Raw genomic sequence first — 21088 nt, 5'->3', positions numbered from 1 at the left:
GTAGCCTATTTATAGTTACGCTTTTTCTTTTTAAGAATTTTGCTTGCCGAATCTTTCACCGAGTTTAGCTAACAATTCAGGCTGATCCCCTTGGCTCATTACAACTTCAACAAAGATAAGTCGATTCATATTAAAATTTATTTTAGTTAAGACTTCTGCTAACTCTATTTCATTTTCCACTTTACATGTTAGGCTTTTTTCTTCTGATCCGAATGTGTTTGCTAGTTTCGTGTAATCCCACATTTGTATGTCATTATACGGTTGATTTTGACCGTGAATTGCACGTTCAATAGTATATCCGTTGTTATTGATTAAAAATATTATCGGTTTTAAATTTTGACGAAGTATAGTCGATAACTCTTGAACAGTTAATTGGAACGAACCATCACCAATAATTAAAATATTGCGCCGTGATAAATTGGCGAGCTGTGTACCAAGTAGAGCGGGCAGTGTATATCCGATAGATCCCCATAACGGTTGTCCTACATATGCAGTGTTATTAGGTAGAGGGATAGCAGCACTACCAAAGAAAGGTGTTCCTTGCTCTACAATTAAGATGTCGTTTTCTTGTAAGAAATGGTACATTTGCTGCCAAAAACGTTTTTGTGTGACCATTTGTGCTTTTGGATTGAACTCTTCAGTAAAAGGTGATGATTCTAAAATAAATGGCTTAATGTCAAGGGTATCTTTATTACGATGCTCAATTGAATCACTTAAATGTTGTAAAATATCCTGCATTACAACTGGACCGTATTTTTTATCTATAATTTTCACAGTATAGGGATGGATTTCTATAACTTGTTCTTTTGTAAAACCTTGTGTGAAGCCGCCTGTAATAGTATCAGTTAACTTCACACCAATACTAATAATACAATCAGATTCATCAATTCTTTTTCGCAAGTACGGAGAACTTACATCACCAGTATAAACTCCTATAAATTGAGGGTGTTTTTCAGGGAATATTCCTTTTCCCATGCTTAACGTCGCGATGGGAAACCCAGTTTTTTCTACGAATTGATGTAAATTTTCTTTAGCGTGAAATCGAGCTACTTCAAAATCAGCTAAAATTACAGGTTTTTTGGCGTTATTTATTATTGAATTGGCATGTAGAAGCATTTTATCCAACGTTTCTTTATTACTTAAAATCGGTTTATATAAAATTGGTTCTGTAGGTTTATTAATTGGTTTATTATACACATCAATCGGCAAATTAATATGAACAGGGCGTTTTTCATTCCAACATGCACGTAATACACGGTCAATTTCCTCAGCTGCATGCTCAGGTGTTATATTTGTTTGTGCTACAGTGATTTCTCGATACATAATGGAAAAGTGATCGAACTTTCCATCTCCTAACGTATGATGGACGATTTCTCCATTTTCCATTATTTTTGTTGGTGGCGTACCCGTGATTTTTATAACTGGCACGTTTTCTGCATATGAGCCAGCAATACCGTTAATGGCGCTTAATTCTCCAACACCGAAAGTAGTAATAAGAGCAGCGATTCCTTTTATGCGAGCGTACCCATCTGCTGCATATGCAGCATTTAATTCATTACAATTTCCAATCCACTTTAAATTTTCATGTGCTACTACATCATCTAAAAAGGCAAGGTTATAATCACCAGGAACCCCAAATATATGTTCAATTCCTAATTCGTGTAGTCTATCCAATAAATATGTACTTATAGTATATTGCGATTTCAAATGAATCCTCTCCTAATTGTGCATTGAATATTTCAATAAACTATAGAAGTTCTAATGTGGTCGTTAAAATATTCAATACTAGATTGTGGTATAATTTACATACAGGGGGAAAGTAGATGACACAACATAAAGAAGAACAGATGAATGAAGCATTAGCATTATTTTATTTTGCATATAAAACATTTACTGAAAAGCCAGATGAAATTATAAAAGAGTATGGCATACAACGAGTACATCACCGAATTTTATTTTTTATCGCACGATTTCCAGGGATAAGTGTAAATGAGTTATTATCACTGCTAGAAATAAGTAAACAAGCTCTTCACGGACCACTACGACAACTTGTGGAAAAGGGCTTAATTGAGAGTAATGAAGCTACACATGATCGCCGTGTGAAACAGTTATCTTTAACAGAAATAGGTGTAGATTTAGAGAAAAAACTGAGCGATGTTCAAAGACAACAAATGAGTGTTATTTTTTCGAAATTTGGTGAATCGTGTGAAGAAAATTGGCATCAAGTTATGAATGAAATGGCAAATAGTCGATCAGGTTTTGATGCTTGGATATCAAAACGAGAAGTTGTAATCGATCAAAAATAATAAGAAATATATCTGTTTTTATAGTTTGAAAAAGAACAAATTTTATCCATACATTTGGCAACTATGGATTGGTCATAGAGTGAATGGATAAAAAGATACATTACTAGATACTTTATACGTGTACGCAATGGAACAATAAAATTCACATTTCCGAGAGGGGAATTATTATGATAAAACTTGTACTTATTCGTCACGGACAAAGTTTATGGAATCTTGAAAATCGTTTTACTGGATGGACAGATGTAGATTTATCAGAGAATGGATTAAGTGAAGCGAGAGAAGCAGGAGCAATATTAAAGAAAAACGGATATACTTTTGATGTTGCTTATACATCTGTATTAAAACGAGCAATTCGGACTTTATGGATTGTACTTCATGAGATGGATCTTGCCTGGGTGCCAGTACATAAATCTTGGAAGCTAAATGAAAGACATTACGGTGCATTGCAAGGGTTGAATAAAGATGAAACTGCGAAAAAATATGGTGAGGAGCAAGTTCATATTTGGAGAAGAAGTATTGATGTAAGACCACCTGCTCTTACTGAGGATGATCCTAGATATGAAATGAATGATCCAAAATATAAAGCACTTAAAAAAGGTGAGTTTCCATTGACTGAATGTTTAGTGGATACGGAGAAAAGAGTACTTGATTATTGGCATTCAGAAATTGCACCGTCATTAAAAAATGGTGAAAAGGTAATTATTTCATCACACGGTAATACGATTCGTTCGCTAGTGAAATACTTAGATAACCTTTCAAGCGATGGTGTTGTTTCATTAAATATTCCAACGAGCATTCCACTCGTTTATGAATTAGACGATGATTTACGTCCGGTTCGTCATTATTACTTAAGTATGGACGGAGAAGTACCAGAAGGGGAAATTCCGAAACATATTTCTTTTTAACATGAAAATTTGAAACGCATGCTTGTCTACATATACAATGTAGATTCATGATAAAAGACGTGGCACCTTCTAATGTATATGCGATATTGCTAAATTTAGAAGCTTGTCCACGTCTTTTGTCATAAAGAGAGCTGCTTGTGCATGTAATGATATCGTGAGTAGTTTTTGAATGGAGGGTGATGTCATTGGTGATCTCTAACATTCGAATCGGCTTATTTATTTTAGCAATCGTTTTTCTCGTTCTTGTGTTCTTTTACTGGAGAAACGAAGAGTTGTACGAGGAGAAAAAGCAACGTATTAGAAAGACTTGGTATGGGTTGTTTATAATATCAGTCACCGTGTATTTCATGATAAAAGGAATTGATTTAACCCTCTGGAAAAATCTTTTAATGTTCACTGCAATGGTTATTTTCGTTGATATCGCATTTATTTTAACACCAAATATTTCAGAAATATGGGGAGCGAAATTTAGCGATATCGGCAAGACTGTTCAATCGATAAAACGGTCATTAATTGCTTCTAAAGCAAGAGGAGAAATATACACAACAATTATTCAAAATGTCAATCCAGCAGTATTCGGTACAATGGAATGGCATACGGAAGAGGAATATACAAAGAGCTTAAACGCATTTTTAGATTCGTACGGAGAAAAGATTGGTGCGAAAATTGTTGTATTTGAAGCGGCAAAGGAATTAAATACAAACTTTCGTGGTATCCGTTCTCAATTTAGTATTATCGTTCCGTTAGAACACATTGAGCAATTGAATGAGCAGAAAGCGGTGCAAGTAGAAAATGTCGGAATAATACCAGCAAAAATGGTGAGTGATGTTTTCATTGTTATTGATGGGAAGAAAAATAACCTGCAAGATCGAGATTTTGAAAATGTATATAATTTAACAATACATCATAGTTATTTTAGTAAATAAGGACAGGATTTTCTTCTGTCCTTTTCACTTATACATAAAGGACTTGTATAAAATCGGACAATCATTCCTACACTAGCACGTAGAGGTGATTGTAATGATAAAAGATTATGACAATGATTTTTTTAAAGAAGATAATGAAGATACAACAGATTTCTCGTTAATAAAAGGAGATACATTACAGCAAGTAGAAGAATTAGAAGAAGAATTAAAAAGAAAATGATACGTGTACACGCTGTCTACATTTGCGATATAATATAAATAGAAGATTGTATCTTTTTGAAAAGGGGGAGAAGAGATGGCTGAAGTAAACGTACAAAAGTCTTCATTTTTTAAAGAAAAAAAAGAAGAACCAAATACAGATTTCTCTCTTGTGAAAGGTGCATTAACGGAAAATATAAATCGGTTAGAGAAATTAATGAATAATGGTACTTCAAAATATATGAGAGCAAAAAAAACGAAAGAAAATGCATAGTGCATTTTCTTTCGTTTTTTTATACGATTAAATATTTAAAGGGTGGATTTTAAAGGATGAAATAGAAAGGGAAAGTAACGAATCATGGTATAATGATAGCAGACTTACATATTATTTTGTCATTTTGAGAGGAGCTTAAAAATGTATTCTACTTTAGAACAATTAACAAAGCACCCTGTATTTTATCATTTTGCAGAAATTTCAAAGATTCCTAGAGGATCTGGTAATGAAAAGGAAATTAGTGATTATTTAGTTGGTTTTGCAAAAGAGCGTAACTTAGAAGTGATTCAAGATGAAGCAATGAATGTCATTATTAAAAAAGACGCAACTACTGGCTATGAAAATGTACCAGCTATTATCATTCAAGGCCATATGGATATGGTATGTGAAAAAAATCAAGCAACCGTACATGATTTTGAAAAAGATCCAATTGAATTACGAATCATTGGGGACATGTTATATGCAAATCAAACGACTTTAGGTGCTGATAATGGAATTGCAGTTGCGTATGCAATGGCTTTATTAGATGCATCAGACATTTCGCATCCAGCACTTGAAGTAGTTATTACTACTGAAGAAGAAACGACAATGGGCGGGGCTTTCGCTGTTGATGCAAATCACTTTGAAGGAAAGATTTTTATAAATATCGATTCTGAAGAAGATCATAAATTACTTGTAAGTAGCGCAGGTGGTGCGAAAGCTGTAGAAACAATTCCAGTAATTTGGGATGAAGCGCCAGTGAATACGGATGCATACCGTCTATATGTTGGTGGTTTAAAAGGCGGACATTCTGGTATGGAAATTGATAAACAACGCGGTAATGCGAACAAAGTATTAGGACGAGTATTACGAGATTTATCAGCAAATATCCAATTTGATATAAGTGAGGTTCACGGCGGATTAAAAACAAATGCAATTCCGCGTGAAAGTGTGGCTACAATTGTATTGCGTACGGAAGATGTAGAGAAAGTAGAAGAAAAACTAGAATCATGGACAAGAGTATTACAAGAAGAAATGCGTGCTGTTGATCCAGATGTTCATGTAACTCTTACAAAATTGGATGAGAAAGTAGAAAAAGTATTTGCTAAAGAGACACAAAAGCAACTTATTTCATCATTATTCTTAATTCCGAATGGTATTCAAAGTATGAGCATGGATATTAAAGGTCTAGTAGAAAGTTCAACAAATTTAGGCGTTATTGAAACGTTGCAAAATGAAATTAAATTACGTAACGAAGTGAGAAGTTCTGTCAGTAGTTTAAAACAACATGTTGCAGATGAAATTAAATGTATTGCCGAATTAGTTGGTGCAACATTTGAAATAGAGTCAGAGTATCCAGAATGGCCATACAATCCGAATTCACAAATTCGTAATTTGTTTGAAAAAGTGCATCTAGAAAAATACAACAAGGATGCTGAAATCTTCGCTGTACATGCAGGTATTGAATGTAGTGCATTCGTTCAAAAGATGCCTGACTTAGATGCGATTTCATTTGGTCCAGACATTTTTAACGTTCATACACCAGATGAACATATTAGTATTTCTTCTGTTGTGAATAACTGGGGATTCTTCGTTGATGTAATGAAGGGTACGAAAGAATTAGCTAAATAATATGGATGAAATGAAAAGTAGCCTATAAAACTTTATAGGCTACTTTTTTGTATAGAGTTTTATTAGAAATTCTTTTTTACGTTAGTATTTAATTTTTACTTTTATTTCTAGAGGATATTGTACCTAAGATTGCTCCGGATACTGCTCCGATTAAAGTCATAAAAATTGCACTCCATGCTGCAAATGACATTATTACACCTCCAAATAATAAATTATTGTTTCTTAGCCTTTTGAATAGAAATGATAATTGCGACAACTATTAAGAAAATAAGAGGAGACCAAGAAAAGAAAGACATGTAATATTCTCCTTCCAATATTAATTTTAAACCTTTATATAAATAAATTATCGCATGTTTAAGGAATGAACATATAAAATATGCAATATTGCATATCGAATTGTAGGGCATAAAGAAGTGAAAACGGTTCGTGAATAAAAATGCTAATTTATAAAGAAAGTAAGGATTTTTCTAACCTTAAAAAGGGCAGACAATCAAAAAGCTCCTTATATAAGGCAGAGAAGCTTTTAAAATAGTTTTTGTCTAATAACAATGGTATCCAATATTTATTGGTGAGATAAACGTAAATTATTTTGAGATTTTAAAGCTGCCCCCATAATAATAATTTTCTCCAAGTTTCATAACGGCCACATATGTTTCTGGATTATAAACCTTAGTAATAGGTGTTACAAATCTACCATAATTATGTTTTAGACCTGAGTCATAAATGGTTTTATATCTATGCAAGTTTATTTCATTATTTTCATTTTCACTCAATTGATATATTTTTACAATACCAGTATCCTTACCACCAGTATATATAGTAACATCGAATGTATCTCCATGCTTTAAGGCACCAACTGCTAACTCTTCTATAAAATCTGCATTATGATGTAATAAAAAATAGCTTTGCCACTGCCAATTATCTAAAAATCGTGATTCTTTTTGTGTAAATTGCGATTCAGCAGACACAGGTGTGATTGTACTAATTGTATTCGAAAATAAAAATCCTCCAACAATCAATGCACCAATAATTGTTGATTGCCTTAAAAGTTTCATGTTCTAAACCTCCTATTTACTTAAGGATTCAGAAATCGTTTTTGTGAAAAACTAGCTGTGAAATCTAATGGGTGATAATATCTTCTATAATCATATTAACATTTATATATTTATCAGATAAATTAATAAATAATAAAATTATATCGAGGGAGTGAAGGCTAATATAAGAAAGAAGTTAGAGATATAGCTAATAAATCTTTATTATATGTAATTGCGATTTATTATTTGAAAACATGATTATTTTAAAACTGAAATTTCAATGCACATCTTAAGTTTGGGTATATAATTTTACAATTTGACTTATGTAAATTATCAAGTTATGATTTTTTATTATAAAAGAAAGGCTTGAATATAATGATTCGTCGTTTGAGAAAGCTAAAAAATGTAGCAGTCGTATTAAGCTTCTAAGTGAATTACAAAGATCTACAATACTTAGAAGCGAGGAATAAAGTTATGAAGCATCCATTATTTAATCACTGGTCAGAAACGAAGTATTTAAAAGATATAGTAACAAATCCACTCATTGAAGTAGGAGAGTACTCCTATTATTCAGGGTATTACGGTCATCAAAATTTTGAAGATGGCTGTGTAAGGTATTTGTGGGGGGATGCTAAGTCCCGTGCACTTTTCAATCCAATTGAACAGATGGGATGGCATCTTGATAAACTCATTATTGGGAACTATGTTTGTATTGCCAGTGGAGTAGTCATTTTAATGGGTGGTAATCACAATCATCACTCAGAATGGATTACAGTATATCCATTCGCTGAGCAAATTGAACATTCATATGAACCGAAGGGCGATACAGTCATTAAAAGTGATGCTTGGATTGGAATGAATGCTATTATTATGCCTGGCGTTACAATCGGTGAAGGTGCAATCGTTGCAGCAGGATCTGTCGTAAGTAAAGATGTTCCGCCGTATACAATAGTGGGCGGAAATCCTACTAAAGAAATAAAGAAACGGTTCACTGATGCAGAAATAAATATGCTAATGGAAATGCGTTGGTTTGATTGGGATAGAGAATTAGTTGAGAAGGCAATTCCTATTTTATCTAGTTCATCTATTGAATTATTATATGATTTTTATAAAAAGGAAGTAAAAAATAGATAGATCTGTGAAAAAACTACATTCTATATAGGATGTAGTTTTTTATTATAAAAAATGAATAGTCTAGACTAAGGAAAATTCATCTCTGGTATGAGTATAGTAAATAGCTGAATTCAATAATTAAAATCCTTGATAGCTAATAAAACCAGTATGTCTCGATATTTAATCGGGATACACTGGCTTTATTTTTTGTAAATGTGGAACAAACGCATTATTTAGATTGTCTATTCATTGTAATCCTAAAAAATATGAAAGTACGGATCATTTTGAAAAATACAAGGGTATTAATAATAGGGATGCGTGTAGGAATACAAAGTATCAGTGCGCCTAAAAGTGTGAGATGGTCTATATGAAAGCGATCCTAACGTCTTATATGTATATAGAATTTGATAAAACTATCTATTTTTATAGGAATTATGCTAGAATAACGTTTTTTTTTTGAGTACAAAGATATTGGAGGTAAGAGAATTGAAAGGTATGTTTTACAAAAAATTCATTGTAATAGTAACAGTGCTTACACTATTTTGTAGCATAGTTGTTACATCTGGGAGCGCATCAGCGGAAACAGTTCCTGTTTTAGACGTAGAAGCAGGATCAGCAATTTTAGTAGAAGCAAATTCCGGAAAAATTTTATATGAAAAAAATGCGGATGAATCACTAGCAATTGCTAGTATGACAAAAATGATGAGTGAATACTTAGTTCATGAAGCGGTGGATAAAGGAAAACTTAAATGGGATCAAAAAGTTAAAATCTCTGAATATGCATATAAGATTTCACAAGATCGCTCATTATCAAACGTTCCATTAGAAAATGGTGGCTCTTATACAGTAAAAGAGTTATATGAGGCAATGGCAATTTACTCTGCAAATGGTGCAACAATTGCTTTAGTTGAAGAAATTGCGGGAAAAGAAGCCGATTTCGTGAAAATGATGAATGATAAGTCAAAAGAGTTTGGAATGAAAAATTATAAATTTGTAAACTCTACAGGCTTAACAAACTATGATTTAAAAGGACATCATCCAGAAGGGACAACTCCAGACGAGAACAATAAAATGTCCGCAAGAGATTGTGCGATTTTAGCACAACGTCTCGTTCGAGATTTTCCAAAAATGTTAGATACAGCAAAAATCCCCAAAAAAACATTCCAAAAGGGTGGCAAGTATCCAATTGATATGGTGAATTTTAACATGATGTTAAAAGGTTTAATTAAGCAATACGAAGGTGTAGATGGGTTGAAAACAGGAACTACTCCAGAAGCCGGTGATTGCTTCACTGGTACAGTAGAAAGAAAAGGTATGCGTCTAATCTCTGTAGTAATAAAAGCAAACTCTCATACAGCACGTTTTGATGAAACAAAGAAATTATATGATTATGGATTTGCGAATTTTGAAGTGAAGAATATCTACGGAAAAGATTCAGTAGTAAAAGGGCATGAAACTTTGCGAGTTGCAAATGCGAAAGACAAAGATGTAGTAGTTCAAACAAAGCAAGCTGTTTCACTTCCAATGCCAAAGGGCAATAAAGATGTTTATAAAAAAGAATTTAAAGTATCGAATAAAGAACAAGAAGCTCCTATTAAAAAAGGTGTAACAATAAGTAAAATGATTATCTCGCCTAAAGATAATACAGATCCTGGGTTCTTATCAGGTAAATCATTACAAATAGACCTTGTAACAAAATCTGATGTAGAACAAGCAAATTGGTTTACACGTTTTATGCGCCAAATTGGATCTTTCTTTAGCGGTATATGGGATAGTGCGGTTGATATAGTAAAAAGCTAACATAAATTTGTGTCCATAAATTAAAAAACGCTATTCTTTTTGTAGAAATATACAGAAAGGATGGCGTTTTTTATGAATCTTTCGATTTAAAGGGTTCAGGTGCAAGGTTAGTTTAATAAAGTTACATGATGAAAAACCACACGCTATTCCATCAAATGACAATAAAAAATTAATATCCGGTACGTATTTCTGTAATTAGATTTTATAAAAATTTAATAAAATCTTTTCTTTGTATTAAATATTTTGTTTTAAATTATGTATATAAAGAAATGGAGGTCAAATTAACTTTGTACTGCTTATATTAGGAATTTAAAGAAACAATATGTACAATTCTCCCACTACATTCATATAGTGGCCTTTATGAACAGCAAAATCTACAATTTACAAGGAGAACATTTTATGAGTAAGAGAATAAAAGAATTAGATTCCATACGAGGGTTAGCAGCACTTACCGTGGTATTTGGACATTTTTGTTTAATGCTACCATCGTTGCCTAATTCTATTAAATTTTCCCCGCTGAGATTTTTATGGGCGGGTGGGGAAGCTGTTATCGTTTTTTATGTACTAAGTGGTTTTGTGTTATCTATGGCACTTTATCATTCAAAAACAAATTATTGGGGATATTTAATTAAGAGATTTGTAAGAATCTATATCCCTTATTATTTTTGGATAATCATTACCTTTGCTTTATTTATTTTATTTTCACCCTATGAAGTGGTAGGACTACGGGATTGGTTCTATGATAGGTGGCAAGGTTCTATAACAAAATTAGATATTATAAACCATTTTGTGCTTCTTAATAACTTTTTTACGGAAAATTATAATCCAGTTATCTGGTCATTGGCTCAAGAAATGCGTATATCTATTGTGTTTCCTTTCTTATTCCTTCTTTTTTATAAACTGAGTTGGAAGAAAACGATACTATTTGCTTTGAGCTTTTCTTTCATTAGTGTTTTTCTTAATATGTTGCATATTGGGAAAGCTGAGGGGTTTTATAATGGTTATGCTGATACACTGCATTTTACATCTATGTTTATGGTTGGGATGTTACTTTTTAAGCATCAGGAAAAACTTATCTACTCATATAGGAATATGAAAAAATTTAATAAAGGATTTCTTATTGCACTAGGGATTATTTTATATTTATATTCCATTTTAATTTATGGTATTTCCCGTAATGATACTACTTTCTTATTAAAAGATTGGGGTGTCGTAATGGGTGTTAGTATATTTATTATAATGGCCATGAGTAACCTTAAAGTAAAAGCATTTTTAAATAAGAGTGTGTTTGTATATTTAGGAGAAATTTCATACAGTATTTATTTGTGTCATTTTCCAATCATGATGATACTATTTAAACTTTTGTATACAAAGATACCTATCTTATTCCTTCTTACTTTGTGCATTACAATGACACTCCTTTTTTCTATAGTTTCGTATCATTTAATCGAAAAGAAATGTATCAACTGGGCAAAACAAAGAACAACAAATTTTTTGAAAAAAGTATAATACCTAGAGGGATTTTATTTCGTTTACTAAATGTAAACATACTAAAATGGAATGTAATTGAAATCGAAAAACACTTAGAAATAACAAATACGTTGTAAGCTATTGTATAGTATAGATATGGATAATAATAAAGGGGGACTACATATGTGGAAGCGATTTGTATCGATTGGTGATAGTTTTACAGAGGGGATAGGGGATGAAGTTGAGGGAATAGCATTAAAAAGCTGGGTAGATCATTTTGTTCAACTCTGTGTAAACGATATAGAATATGTTAATTTTGCAAAGCGTGGGTTAGTAACTAAAGAAATTCGCTCACAGCAATTGGAAAAGGCATTAACGTTTAATCCAGATTTGGTTAGTCTAATTGCAGGTGCAAACGATGTATTAAAAGGACGTTGGGATCATCAAGCATATAAGAACGAAATGGAATTTATGATAGATACATTAAGTAAAACAGATGCTGATATTATTATAGCAAACCTTCCCGATTTTACAGTTAGGCTTCCTTTTGCTTCTGAAAAAAAACAAGTAATAAAAGAACAATTATTAGAGGCAAATGAAGTTATACATTCACTGAGCAGAGAGTATAAGCTTCATCATGTTGATTTTTGGAATCATCATTTAGTTAATGACAATACGCTTTGGTCTAAGGATTTAATTCATCCAAACTCAAAAGGATATGTAAAAGTTGCTGAATTGATTTTTAGTAGTTTGCCTGTACATGACTCTTTTAAATAAGCTTTAGAATGAACAAGCCCCCTGTCGCATACAGTGCAGGGGTTTTGATGCGAAATAGAAGGATATAAGCGCCTATAAATTATACTTTCTGTTTATACTTATTTGTTTTCTGTTGTAGGCCCCTTAGTATAAGGGGTCTTTTTTGTTTCAAATATCTACAAAAAAGATAAGAGCGGAGAACTCAAACTAAAAGGTATTTTAAATAAAATTGTTAAAACAGCACTAATAATGACACCGATTGCTAAATAGATCCGCTTTTTTATTTGTAAGAATTTTAAAATCTTCCCCTTCGAATGCATCTGAACCATAAATTAATTTCTTTTGTAAATATGGAACAATCTCATTACTTACACTGTCTATTAAGCGTTACAACATTTTTTATTTAATATATCAAGAAAGGAATAAATATTTTTAACTAAGGGAGAAGATTGAATTGAAAAAATTATGGATGTTGGTTTTCTTTTGTTTTGCAGTTATGTTGGTAGGATGTAATAAAAACGAACCGCCAAAACAAGCATTTGAAGAATATATAAATTTATGGAATGATAAAAAATTCGCAAATATGTATGATCATTTATCAGAACGTGCCCAAAAAACGATTTCTAAAAAGGAATTCACCGAGAAATATCAAAAAATCTATGAGGGTATTGGAGCTAAGGATTTAAAAATTAAAACGAAAGGAGAGAATGCTAAAGATAAAGAACTTTTTCTCTTTGAAGTTAAGATGGATACGGATGGAGGAACAGCTTCATTTATCCATGAAGCAAAACTTGTGAAAGAAAAAGAATCTTGGAAAATAGATTGGACACCAGATTTCATTTTTCCAGGTATGAAAAAAGATTACAAAGTACGTATGCAAATAGAACAAGGAAAACGCGGAGAAATATATGATCGAAATGGGAAGGGTCTAGCAACGAATGGTAAAGCGACTGAGGTTGGAATTATTCCAGAGAAACTAGGCGAAACGGCAGCGCAAACAAAAGAAATAGTAGCACAGTTACTGGATATGTCTATAGAAGAGGTCGATCAGAAGCTTTCAGCGAAATGGATAAAACCAGACTCCTTTGTACCAATTGGGATTTTAAAAGAGGGAACTAGACAGAATGATTATATTGAATTAGAAGGAGTATCATCTCGCCCAGTAAATATTCGTACGTATTCATTAGGAGAAGCAGCGGCACACTTAACTGGATATATAGGAAAGGTGAATGCAGAGGAGTTAAAATCGCTTCAAAAAAAAGGTTATCAAGCTGATGATTTAATAGGTAAGACAGGTTTAGAGAAAGTATTAGAGAATAAATTGCGTGGCGAAAAAGGTGGACGCGTATTTATAGAAGATGAGAGTGGGAAAGAGATTAAAAACGTAGCAAAAAAAGAAGCGAAAGCAGGGGAAAATGTTACGTTAACAATTGATGCTGCAATTCAAGAAAAAATCTTTAATGAGATGAAAAATGAAGCAGGATCTAGTGCAGCGGTCAATCCTAAAACGGGTGAAACTATTGCACTTGTAAGTAGCCCTGCTTATAATCCAAATACAATAGTTAGAGGAGCATCAAAAGCCCAACGAGAAGCATGGAATAACGACTCGAAACTACCAATGATGAATCGTTTCACACAAGCATTTGTACCAGGTTCCGTATTTAAAACGATTACTGGTGCAATTGGTTTGGAAACAAACACTATAAACCCTAAGGAAGAATTTAAAATTCAAGGATTAAAGTGGACAAAAGATTCATCTTGGGGAAATTATTATGTAACACGTGTGAAGGAAGCTAGTCCAATTGATTTTGATAAGGCAATGAAATACTCTGATAATATTTATTTTGCTCAACAAGCTTTGAAAATGGGAAAAGATCAGTATGTAAATGAATTTAAGAAATACGGATTTCATGAAAAATTACCAATCGAATACGAATTTCCTATTTCAATCATTGCAAGAGATGGGATAAAAAATGATATTCAACTAGCAGACACGGGATATGGACAAGGACAAGTATTAATGACACCACTTCATTTAGCATTAACATATGCACCGATTGTGAATGAAGGGAATATTCCATCGCCTCATCTTTTAAAAGAAGCAAAAGTAGAGGGGAATTGGAAAGAAAATGTGGTTTCTAAAAAGAATCAAGAGATATTAAAGAGCGCATTAATAAAAGTCATTAATGACCCTGATGGCGCGGGGAGAATTGCTAAGGTTGATGGTATAACTCTTGCTGGTAAAACCGGTACAGCAGAACTGAAGGAGTCGAAAGAAGCAGACGGAAGAGAACTTGGATGGTTTGCAGCTTTTGATGCACATAAGCCCGACATGATTGTTACCATGATGATCGAAGATGTAAAAGGAAGAGGGGGGAGTAACGTTCCAGGCGAAAAAGTAAAACATGTTTTTCAGAAATAATAAGTAACTATAAGGTGAAATCTTTTACTACATTCATTGTTTGTTTAACACGAAGGTATAAAGTGAGCAATACAAAGAACAATTAAGTTTCGAAAAAGCATTCTCCTTAATCGAGAATGCTTTTTTGTTGTGGCTGAATAAAGATGATAACCAATCTTTGTTTTCATTTTTGAAAGGTTGGTATTGCTAATAGTAAATAGAAGAGTAAAACAAATTGAAAGGGACAAGGGAGGGGAATTTTAAACTGTAACAAAACAGTTATTTAGTAAAACATAAATAGAGCACACAAATAAGTATGCTCTAAGAAAAAGGGTGATACAAGTGGAGTTTTGCGTGAAATGCACAAATAATAATCAGATTTTTTTTGAGTGTATTTTTAACATTGTATGCTTTACTTGTTGTTAGGAGCCTGTCATGTAAAAGAATGTATAGATGATTATGTTATGAAAGTAATTGCACCGCTTTACATTTTTAGGAGGATTTTTTTATTAAAAAAAGATAAAGAACGGAACAAATGAAACTTGTATCTTGTCTATATATTGAAACCATAATAAAAGCGAGGGCAGTTTTATCTTTATTCAAATAAGTTCGAGGTGTGGAAATGGAAGAGACGTTTATTGAAAAGTGTATTCATGATGAGCTTGACTATGTTATAAAAGACTATTGGCAAGATGTATGGAATTATTCATTTATTATTACGAAAGATCCACACTTATCAGATGATATCACGCAAGATGTATTTATAAAGGTATTTAAAAATTGGAATTCATTTCGAAAGGAGTCATCTATTAAAACGTGGATATTAAAAATTACAAGAAATACAGCAATAAACTATTTGAAATCCTCCTATTTTAAAAGGATATCATTAGTAGGTTTTTTTAGTGATGATAAGCAATCTCCATCGGCAGAAAAAGAATTTTTTAATCAAGAGGAAATGAATGAAGTGTGGGATGTTGTATTAAAACTACCTAAAAAACACCGTGAAATAATAATTTTAGACGCGAAATATGAATTATCTTATGAAGAAATGGCCGAAACACTAGGAGTATCCATTGGAACTGTAAAATCTAGATTAAGCCGTGCGAGAAGTAAGGTTTCAAAATTAATAGGGGAGGGTAGTAGTGATGAACAATAAACAAAATCCTGACTGGTATAAACAATTAAAAAAAGGCCCAATGGAGAATCGTAAAGATGAAGAAGAGTTTATTTTTAAAATAAAGCAGTCTATATATGAAAATAATGAAGCGGATCTTGTAAAACATAAAAGACCGTTTCGTAAAAGAGCATTGCCTATAGTAGTTGTTTTGGTTTGTACAATGTTATTTGTTATCGTTCAACAACCATGGCTTGATGATAATAAATCACCGGTCCAAAGTAGTACACAAATTAAGCCTAAAACTAAAGATGAGTCTGCTCAAGATCCAACATTAAAACAATTTATGAATGAATTATATCAAAATACCAATTCAAAAAATGAAAATGACTTGTATAGAGCGTTAAATGATGAAGTTCTATTTAAAGGGAAGAGTTATAAGAAGGATGAATTGAAGTTTGATGAAGATATTTTTCATGAGTTGCAAGTCGCTCTTACAATGGGGGGAGAATTTGCAAATGATACAAAAAAAGTATACAAAGTACCAAGTGGATTGACAGAAAGTAACCAACCAAAGCAAGCGCATTTTATATATGCAACGGTTACTGGAAATAAAACGAAAATTTTAGCTGAACCAAAACGAGAATCACAAGTTTTATATGAAGTATCTAATGAAATGGTAAAAGCTTGGATTCCAGAAAAAGTGCAAAATGATGGATATATAAAAATATCGACAATTAACGGTAATACTGGATATGTACAAAAAGAGTATGTTTTAACTGATATTAAGTATTCATTTATGTTCGAAAAGAATGATAATGGTGATTGGAAAATAATAAATATAGATTCTATATGGTAAAAGAGGAAGGTTCACTTTAATGAACCTTCCTCTTTGTTATTATCTTTTTTTTGAAGTGTATGCCAAGACTCTAAAATTTCCGATGTAACGAGAGCAGCGATGTTTTTTTCTGAATTACTACCAGGAATAACGACAGAAATGGCAATTTGTGGATCTTCGGTAGGAGCATATGCAATGAAAAGAGAATGGTTTATCATTCTTTCTTGCTCATTCGGAGCACCTGTTATGCCTGTTTTACCTGCGACATGGAAGGGTAAGTTTTTAATTTCCTCTATATTTTGGCTCATCCCACCTTGCACGACACTCCAAAATTTCACAGGGTAACGATTTGAACTTTCTAAAATTGGTTTAAACTTTTTTGTTTCCTTACCATTTTGATCAATAATAGCACTTACGATTTGAGGTTTATATTTATCACCTTTACTTGCTAAAGTTGCTGCATATTGAGCAAGTTGAAGAGGAGTGTGTACTTCATTTCCTCCCCAAGAGGCATTTAATAAGGCGGAGATACCATTTTCAAACTTGTTTGTTGGATGAAATTCATATTGTCCGTCTTCTTCAAAAGGTAAATCAATCCCAGTTTTAGAACGAAGGCCGAATTGCTTTAAATACTCTGTCCATATATGTGCAACTTTTTCTATATTCCCATTATTTTGGTTGAATAAGGGTAGAGCTACTTTTGCTGTCATAAATGTGTTAGATGAATTAATGATAGCCTGCCTCGGTGTAATCTCACCTGTTGGCGTTCCAGGTGCATTCGTAATGTTATTTTGATTATCATATTGAAAAGTACCTTTATCTAAATAAGTATCTTCAGGTTGAAAAAGCTTTTCGTTTAATCCAATTAAAATAGTAAGTGGCTTTATAGTTGAGGCCATATTTACATAAGATTCACCATACTTTAATTTTTGAATTGCTTTATTTTGCGAAAGTGATTTAATGTTTTCTTTTTTAGATGATACTTGTTCATATAATGTATTTGGATCAAACACTGCTGAGTTGGCCATAGTTAAAATTGCGCCAGTTTTCACATCGGTTACCACAACATAACCAGCATTAACATCAGTTATTTTCTTGATTTGAGATCTTAATGCTTCCTCTGTTTTTTGCTGCAACTTAGAGTCTAAAGCTAGCCGGATATCTTTTCCTTTTTGTACTTTTTGAATGTTCCATAAGAACTTTTTATTATTCATTTTAAAAATAAGAGTTTTACCCGGTTTTCCTATTAAATCATTTTCATATTGCAGCTCAATCCCGCTTTTTCCAACGGGTACATTAACGGCATTTTCTACATATCCAATTACCTGTGAACCAATTTCACGTTTAGGATAATATCGAATCACTTCATCTTTGATTATTACATTATTGGGTTTGTTTTTGTTTATGAATGCAAGTTCATTCTCAGTTATGTCAGAGTATAACGGTATATCATTCATAGTCTGCTTTTTACAAGATTGTTGTAATTGAGATTTTATGTCCTCTGTAGAAATGTCATGTTGAAACTCGCTTGAAAATTGATTGAAAAAAGCTAATGTGTTTGCTGTATCTTGTTTCGATAGCTTCTCATCATTAAAAGTGCAATATAAAGACTTAACTTTCTTATTTGTAGCTAGTATTACACCATTTCGATCAAGTATTTGTCCTCTTTTGGCCGAAGAAGTTTCGATTGTAATTGAAAAGAAATGGCTTTTTAACAAAATTATTAATATCAAACCTACAATAGAAAGAATCGCTATAAATCTCCATCTTTTTGTTTTTGTATGTAACATAAAACCCTCCCTTTTTAGCTTATTTCATCTTATAGTTAATTATTTTTTTTGTAAATGTGGAACAACTTTATTATTTAGGTTGTCTATTAAGTATTACAGTATGAAGAAAGGAATAATCAGTATGAAAAGTTTGTAGCAAATCTATGTGTAAGTTTTATATGGGCCAGTATATAGTTTAGCATTTCTAATGCTAGCAATAAAAAAATAGAGAGAAAACAGGAAAGGAGAGTTATGAATTACGTAGCTAAACGAAAAGGGATGGGTGCTAACAAGGATTTAGCAAAAAAGTCGAAACGATATTTATGATCGGTCATCGGTATGTAACATATAAGGAATTAAATGGAGGATTTATGGAAAAACAAAAAGGAAAGAACAAGACGTATATATCTGTACGATTAAATATAATGTTCCTTTGCATATTTTTATTATTTTCAGCTATTATTATGCAGCTAGGAAAAGTGCAAATCGTAGAGGGAGAGGCTTATAAGAATCAAGTAGAAAGCAGTCAAAACGCAACAACTAGCATTCCAGTTCCACGTGGACAAATACTAGATCGAGAAGGGAAAGCAGTCGTTAATAATAAATCTCTTCGCACAATTACGTATACAAGGGTGAAAGGAATTACGAGTGAAGATATTTTAAAAACAGCAAAAGACTTAGCGAAAGTACTTGAAATGCCCGAACAAGATATAAATAAGTTAACTGAAATCGATAAAAAAGATTTTTGGATGCAGTTGAATACGAAACGTGCGGAGACAATGATTACTAAAAAAGATATAGAAAAGTTAAAAGATAAGGGAATAGAGGGAAAAGAGTTAGATAAAAAAATAGAAGACTTAAGACGAAGTCGTGTTACAGAAGTAGAATTGGCAGAATTAACAGCACAAGATTTAAAGGTATTAGCTATTAAAAGTAAAATGAGTTCTGGTTATCAACTAACACCACAAATTATAAAAAAAGATGTAACAGATCTAGAGTATGCGCGAATAAGTGAAAACCTTGCTGAGTTTCCAGGAGTAGATGCAACAGTTGATTGGGAACGTAATTATGTAAATGGTAATTTATTTCGTTCTGTGTTAGGTAATATTACGAGTAGTGAAGAAGGGTTACCGAAAGAAAACTTAGATTCTTATTTGGTACGTGGATATAACCGTAATGATCGTGTAGGAAAAAGTTATATTGAACAACGATATGAAGATGTGTTACACGGTACAAAAGAAGAAATGAAAAACATTACTGATAAATCAGGAAACATTATAAACACAGAGATAATCTCTAAAGGAAAAAGTGGTAATAGTTTAACATTAACGATTGATATGGAATTACAAAAGAAAGTGGAAGAAAGTATAGAGAAAAATTTGAGAGCGTTTAAGAGTTCAGAGCCACTGTTGGACCGAGCTTTTGTCGTCATGACGAATCCAAATAACGGACAGATTTTATCTATGGCAGGCAAAAAGATTGTAGAAAAAGAAGGGAAATTAGAGATTGAGGATTTGGCATTAGGTAACATGACAACTTCCTACGAGCTAGGGTCAGCTGTAAAAGGTGCAACTTTATTAACTGGATATGAGACAGGGGCAATACAGCCAGGAGATCAATTTTATGATGCACCTATGAAATTTAAAGGTACACAAGCTAAGAAATCGTGGAATGTATCCGGATTTGGTAATATTAATGATTTACGAGCGCTACAAGTATCTTCGAATGTATACATGTTCCAGACAGCTTTAAAAATTGCGGGAGTTAATTACGTACCAAATGGTTCATTGGATATAAAACAAGGAGCATTTGATACGATGCGCTATTATTTTAAACAATTTGGTTTAGGTGTCCCAACAGGTATTGATTTACCGAATGAAATAACTGGACAAACGAGAACAGTAGATAGTCAACCTGGTTTTTTACTAGATTTTTCTATCGGTCAGTATGATACGTATACGCCATTGCAATTGGCACAATATATTTCAACGATTGCGAATGGCGGTTATAGAATGCAACCTCAAATTGTACAAGAAATACGAGAACAATCAATAAAAGAAGAGGTTGGCAAAGTTATACGCTCCATAGAGCCTGTCGTATTAAATCGAATTGATATGAAGACAGAACATATTGATCGGATAAAAGAAGGGTTTAGATGGGTATTCCAAGAAGGTGATGGAACTGGCGTGAAGTATTTCAAAAATGCTTCATATAAACCAGCAGGAAAGACAGGGACAGCCGAAACTGTATATGGTGGAGATGATCCAATTGGTAGAAATGCAAAAGGAGAACGTATGGAATGTTACAACTTAACATTAGTTGGATATGCTCCATATGATAATCCAGAAGTGGCATTTTCTATTGTAGTCCCATGGCTTCATGATGATAAAAGTGGAATTAATTCTATAATTGGAAAGGAAGTTTTAGATGTATACTTTGATTTAAAACAGCAACGTATACATGGTGAAGCTGCTAGTATAGATAGTTCTAATCAAAATTAGTAAAATGTGAGTACTTGTCTCAGGGGAAGAGACCCTGTTTATATATAAGTCTTTAAAAGTTAAAAGAAGATT

General features: G+C 32.5%; 17 protein-coding genes. 14 read left to right on the top strand and 3 right to left on the bottom strand.

Annotated features, from left to right (window positions below; all coding sequences use genetic code 11):
• Positions 1-30: 30 nt before the first annotated feature.
• The gene (locus JDS82_RS24630) at positions 31-1707 is read right to left on the bottom strand and encodes an alpha-keto acid decarboxylase family protein (protein ID WP_061672559.1); all 1677 of its coding nucleotides are present in this window, start codon (positions 1705-1707) and stop codon (positions 31-33) included.
• A gap of 116 nt (positions 1708-1823) precedes the next feature.
• On the opposite strand from JDS82_RS24630, the gene JDS82_RS24625 reads away from it, so the two are divergent.
• The 6 genes from JDS82_RS24625 to pepD all read left to right on the top strand — a co-directional run bounded on the left by JDS82_RS24625 (position 1824) and on the right by pepD (position 6220).
• Positions 1824-2306 carry a MarR family winged helix-turn-helix transcriptional regulator gene (locus JDS82_RS24625; RefSeq protein WP_000191899.1) on the top strand — a complete coding sequence of 161 codons (483 nt, stop codon included), beginning with the start codon at positions 1824-1826 and terminating at the stop codon, positions 2304-2306.
• A gap of 167 nt (positions 2307-2473) precedes the next feature.
• Positions 2474-3211 (top strand): 2,3-diphosphoglycerate-dependent phosphoglycerate mutase, encoded by a 738-nt coding sequence (gpmA, locus tag JDS82_RS24620; protein ID WP_064449141.1) that lies wholly within the window; start codon positions 2474-2476, stop codon positions 3209-3211.
• 188 nt (positions 3212-3399) lie between these two features.
• On the top strand, positions 3400-4137 hold the full coding sequence (locus tag JDS82_RS24615) for a type II toxin-antitoxin system SpoIISA family toxin (protein ID WP_116480647.1): 738 nt from the start codon (positions 3400-3402) through the stop codon (positions 4135-4137).
• Positions 4138-4231: 94 nt separating this feature from the next.
• The gene (locus tag JDS82_RS24610) at positions 4232-4357 is read left to right on the top strand and encodes a hypothetical protein (protein WP_000588712.1); all 126 of its coding nucleotides are present in this window, start codon (positions 4232-4234) and stop codon (positions 4355-4357) included.
• A gap of 75 nt (positions 4358-4432) precedes the next feature.
• A complete protein-coding gene (gene spoIISB / locus JDS82_RS24605; protein WP_000852619.1) occupies positions 4433-4609 on the top strand; it encodes a stage II sporulation protein SB in 177 nt (58 codons plus the stop codon).
• 141 nt (positions 4610-4750) lie between these two features.
• Positions 4751-6220, top strand: coding sequence for a beta-Ala-His dipeptidase (gene pepD, locus JDS82_RS24600; RefSeq protein ID WP_199714111.1), 1470 nt, complete (start codon positions 4751-4753; stop codon positions 6218-6220).
• A gap of 584 nt (positions 6221-6804) precedes the next feature.
• On the opposite strand, the gene JDS82_RS24595 is transcribed toward pepD, so the two are convergent.
• Positions 6805-7275, bottom strand: coding sequence for a DUF5065 family protein (locus JDS82_RS24595; protein ID WP_199714110.1), 471 nt, complete (start codon positions 7273-7275; stop codon positions 6805-6807).
• Between the two features lie 453 nt (positions 7276-7728).
• Between JDS82_RS24595 and JDS82_RS24590 the strand changes: the two genes are divergently transcribed.
• From JDS82_RS24590 to JDS82_RS24560, 7 genes are all read left to right on the top strand, one after another.
• Positions 7729-8388, top strand: a complete 660-nt coding sequence (locus JDS82_RS24590) for a CatB-related O-acetyltransferase (protein WP_199714109.1) — start codon at positions 7729-7731, stop codon at positions 8386-8388.
• A gap of 465 nt (positions 8389-8853) precedes the next feature.
• Positions 8854-10167 carry a D-alanyl-D-alanine carboxypeptidase family protein gene (locus JDS82_RS24585; RefSeq protein ID WP_275952019.1) on the top strand — a complete coding sequence of 438 codons (1314 nt, stop codon included), beginning with the start codon at positions 8854-8856 and terminating at the stop codon, positions 10165-10167.
• 360 nt (positions 10168-10527) lie between these two features.
• On the top strand, positions 10528-11676 hold the full coding sequence (locus JDS82_RS24580) for an acyltransferase family protein (protein ID WP_199714108.1): 1149 nt from the start codon (positions 10528-10530) through the stop codon (positions 11674-11676).
• A 144-nt stretch (positions 11677-11820) separates the two neighbouring features.
• Entirely contained in the window at positions 11821-12414 is a 594-nt protein-coding gene (locus JDS82_RS24575; RefSeq protein WP_116349086.1) for an SGNH/GDSL hydrolase family protein, read from the top strand.
• A gap of 433 nt (positions 12415-12847) precedes the next feature.
• The gene (locus tag JDS82_RS24570) at positions 12848-14815 is read left to right on the top strand and encodes a penicillin-binding transpeptidase domain-containing protein (RefSeq protein WP_199714107.1); all 1968 of its coding nucleotides are present in this window, start codon (positions 12848-12850) and stop codon (positions 14813-14815) included.
• 601 nt (positions 14816-15416) lie between these two features.
• Positions 15417-15950, top strand: coding sequence for an RNA polymerase sigma factor (locus JDS82_RS24565; RefSeq protein ID WP_000393076.1), 534 nt, complete (start codon positions 15417-15419; stop codon positions 15948-15950).
• Positions 15940-16767: an SH3 domain-containing protein gene (locus JDS82_RS24560; RefSeq protein ID WP_199714106.1), complete on the top strand. Its 828-nt coding sequence runs from the start codon at positions 15940-15942 to the stop codon at positions 16765-16767. The genes JDS82_RS24565 and JDS82_RS24560 overlap by 11 nt, the downstream gene beginning before the upstream one ends.
• An 11-nt stretch (positions 16768-16778) precedes the next feature.
• Here the strand turns inward: JDS82_RS24560 and JDS82_RS24555 are convergent, their stop codons facing one another.
• Positions 16779-18536, bottom strand: coding sequence for a peptidoglycan D,D-transpeptidase FtsI family protein (locus JDS82_RS24555; protein WP_199714105.1), 1758 nt, complete (start codon positions 18534-18536; stop codon positions 16779-16781).
• 350 nt (positions 18537-18886) lie between these two features.
• Here JDS82_RS24555 and JDS82_RS24550 point away from each other — a divergent pair, with 350 nt between their 5' ends.
• Complete coding sequence (locus JDS82_RS24550) at positions 18887-21016, top strand: peptidoglycan D,D-transpeptidase FtsI family protein (RefSeq protein WP_199714104.1); 2130 nt, start codon at positions 18887-18889, stop codon at positions 21014-21016.
• Positions 21017-21088: the final 72 nt, after the last annotated feature.

Source organism: Bacillus cereus group sp. N14, assembly GCF_016483555.1.
Taxonomy (GTDB): domain Bacteria; phylum Bacillota; class Bacilli; order Bacillales; family Bacillaceae_G; genus Bacillus_A; species Bacillus_A wiedmannii.
Note: the sequence above shows the minus strand (reverse complement) of the source record. Positions and strands in the feature narration are given on the sequence as shown.

Bases quoted from the DNA above. Each gene is read 5' to 3' on its own strand.
- JDS82_RS24625 (WP_000191899.1), top strand. From the start codon at position 1,824: ATGACACAACATAAAGAAGAACAGATGAATGAAGCATTAGCATTATTT.
- gpmA (WP_064449141.1), top strand. From the start codon at position 2,474: ATGATAAAACTTGTACTTATTCGTCACGGACAAAGTTTATGGAATCTT.
- JDS82_RS24610 (WP_000588712.1), top strand. From the start codon at position 4,232: ATGATAAAAGATTATGACAATGATTTTTTTAAAGAAGATAATGAAGAT.
- spoIISB (WP_000852619.1), top strand. From the start codon at position 4,433: ATGGCTGAAGTAAACGTACAAAAGTCTTCATTTTTTAAAGAAAAAAAA.
- pepD (WP_199714111.1), top strand. From the start codon at position 4,751: ATGTATTCTACTTTAGAACAATTAACAAAGCACCCTGTATTTTATCAT.
- JDS82_RS24595 (WP_199714110.1), bottom strand. From the start codon at position 7,275: ATGAAACTTTTAAGGCAATCAACAATTATTGGTGCATTGATTGTTGGA.
- JDS82_RS24590 (WP_199714109.1), top strand. From the start codon at position 7,729: ATGAAGCATCCATTATTTAATCACTGGTCAGAAACGAAGTATTTAAAA.
- JDS82_RS24580 (WP_199714108.1), top strand. From the start codon at position 10,528: ATGAACAGCAAAATCTACAATTTACAAGGAGAACATTTTATGAGTAAG.
- JDS82_RS24575 (WP_116349086.1), top strand. From the start codon at position 11,821: ATGTGGAAGCGATTTGTATCGATTGGTGATAGTTTTACAGAGGGGATA.
- JDS82_RS24565 (WP_000393076.1), top strand. From the start codon at position 15,417: ATGGAAGAGACGTTTATTGAAAAGTGTATTCATGATGAGCTTGACTAT.
- JDS82_RS24560 (WP_199714106.1), top strand. From the start codon at position 15,940: ATGAACAATAAACAAAATCCTGACTGGTATAAACAATTAAAAAAAGGC.
- JDS82_RS24555 (WP_199714105.1), bottom strand. From the start codon at position 18,536: ATGTTACATACAAAAACAAAAAGATGGAGATTTATAGCGATTCTTTCT.
- JDS82_RS24550 (WP_199714104.1), top strand. From the start codon at position 18,887: ATGGAAAAACAAAAAGGAAAGAACAAGACGTATATATCTGTACGATTA.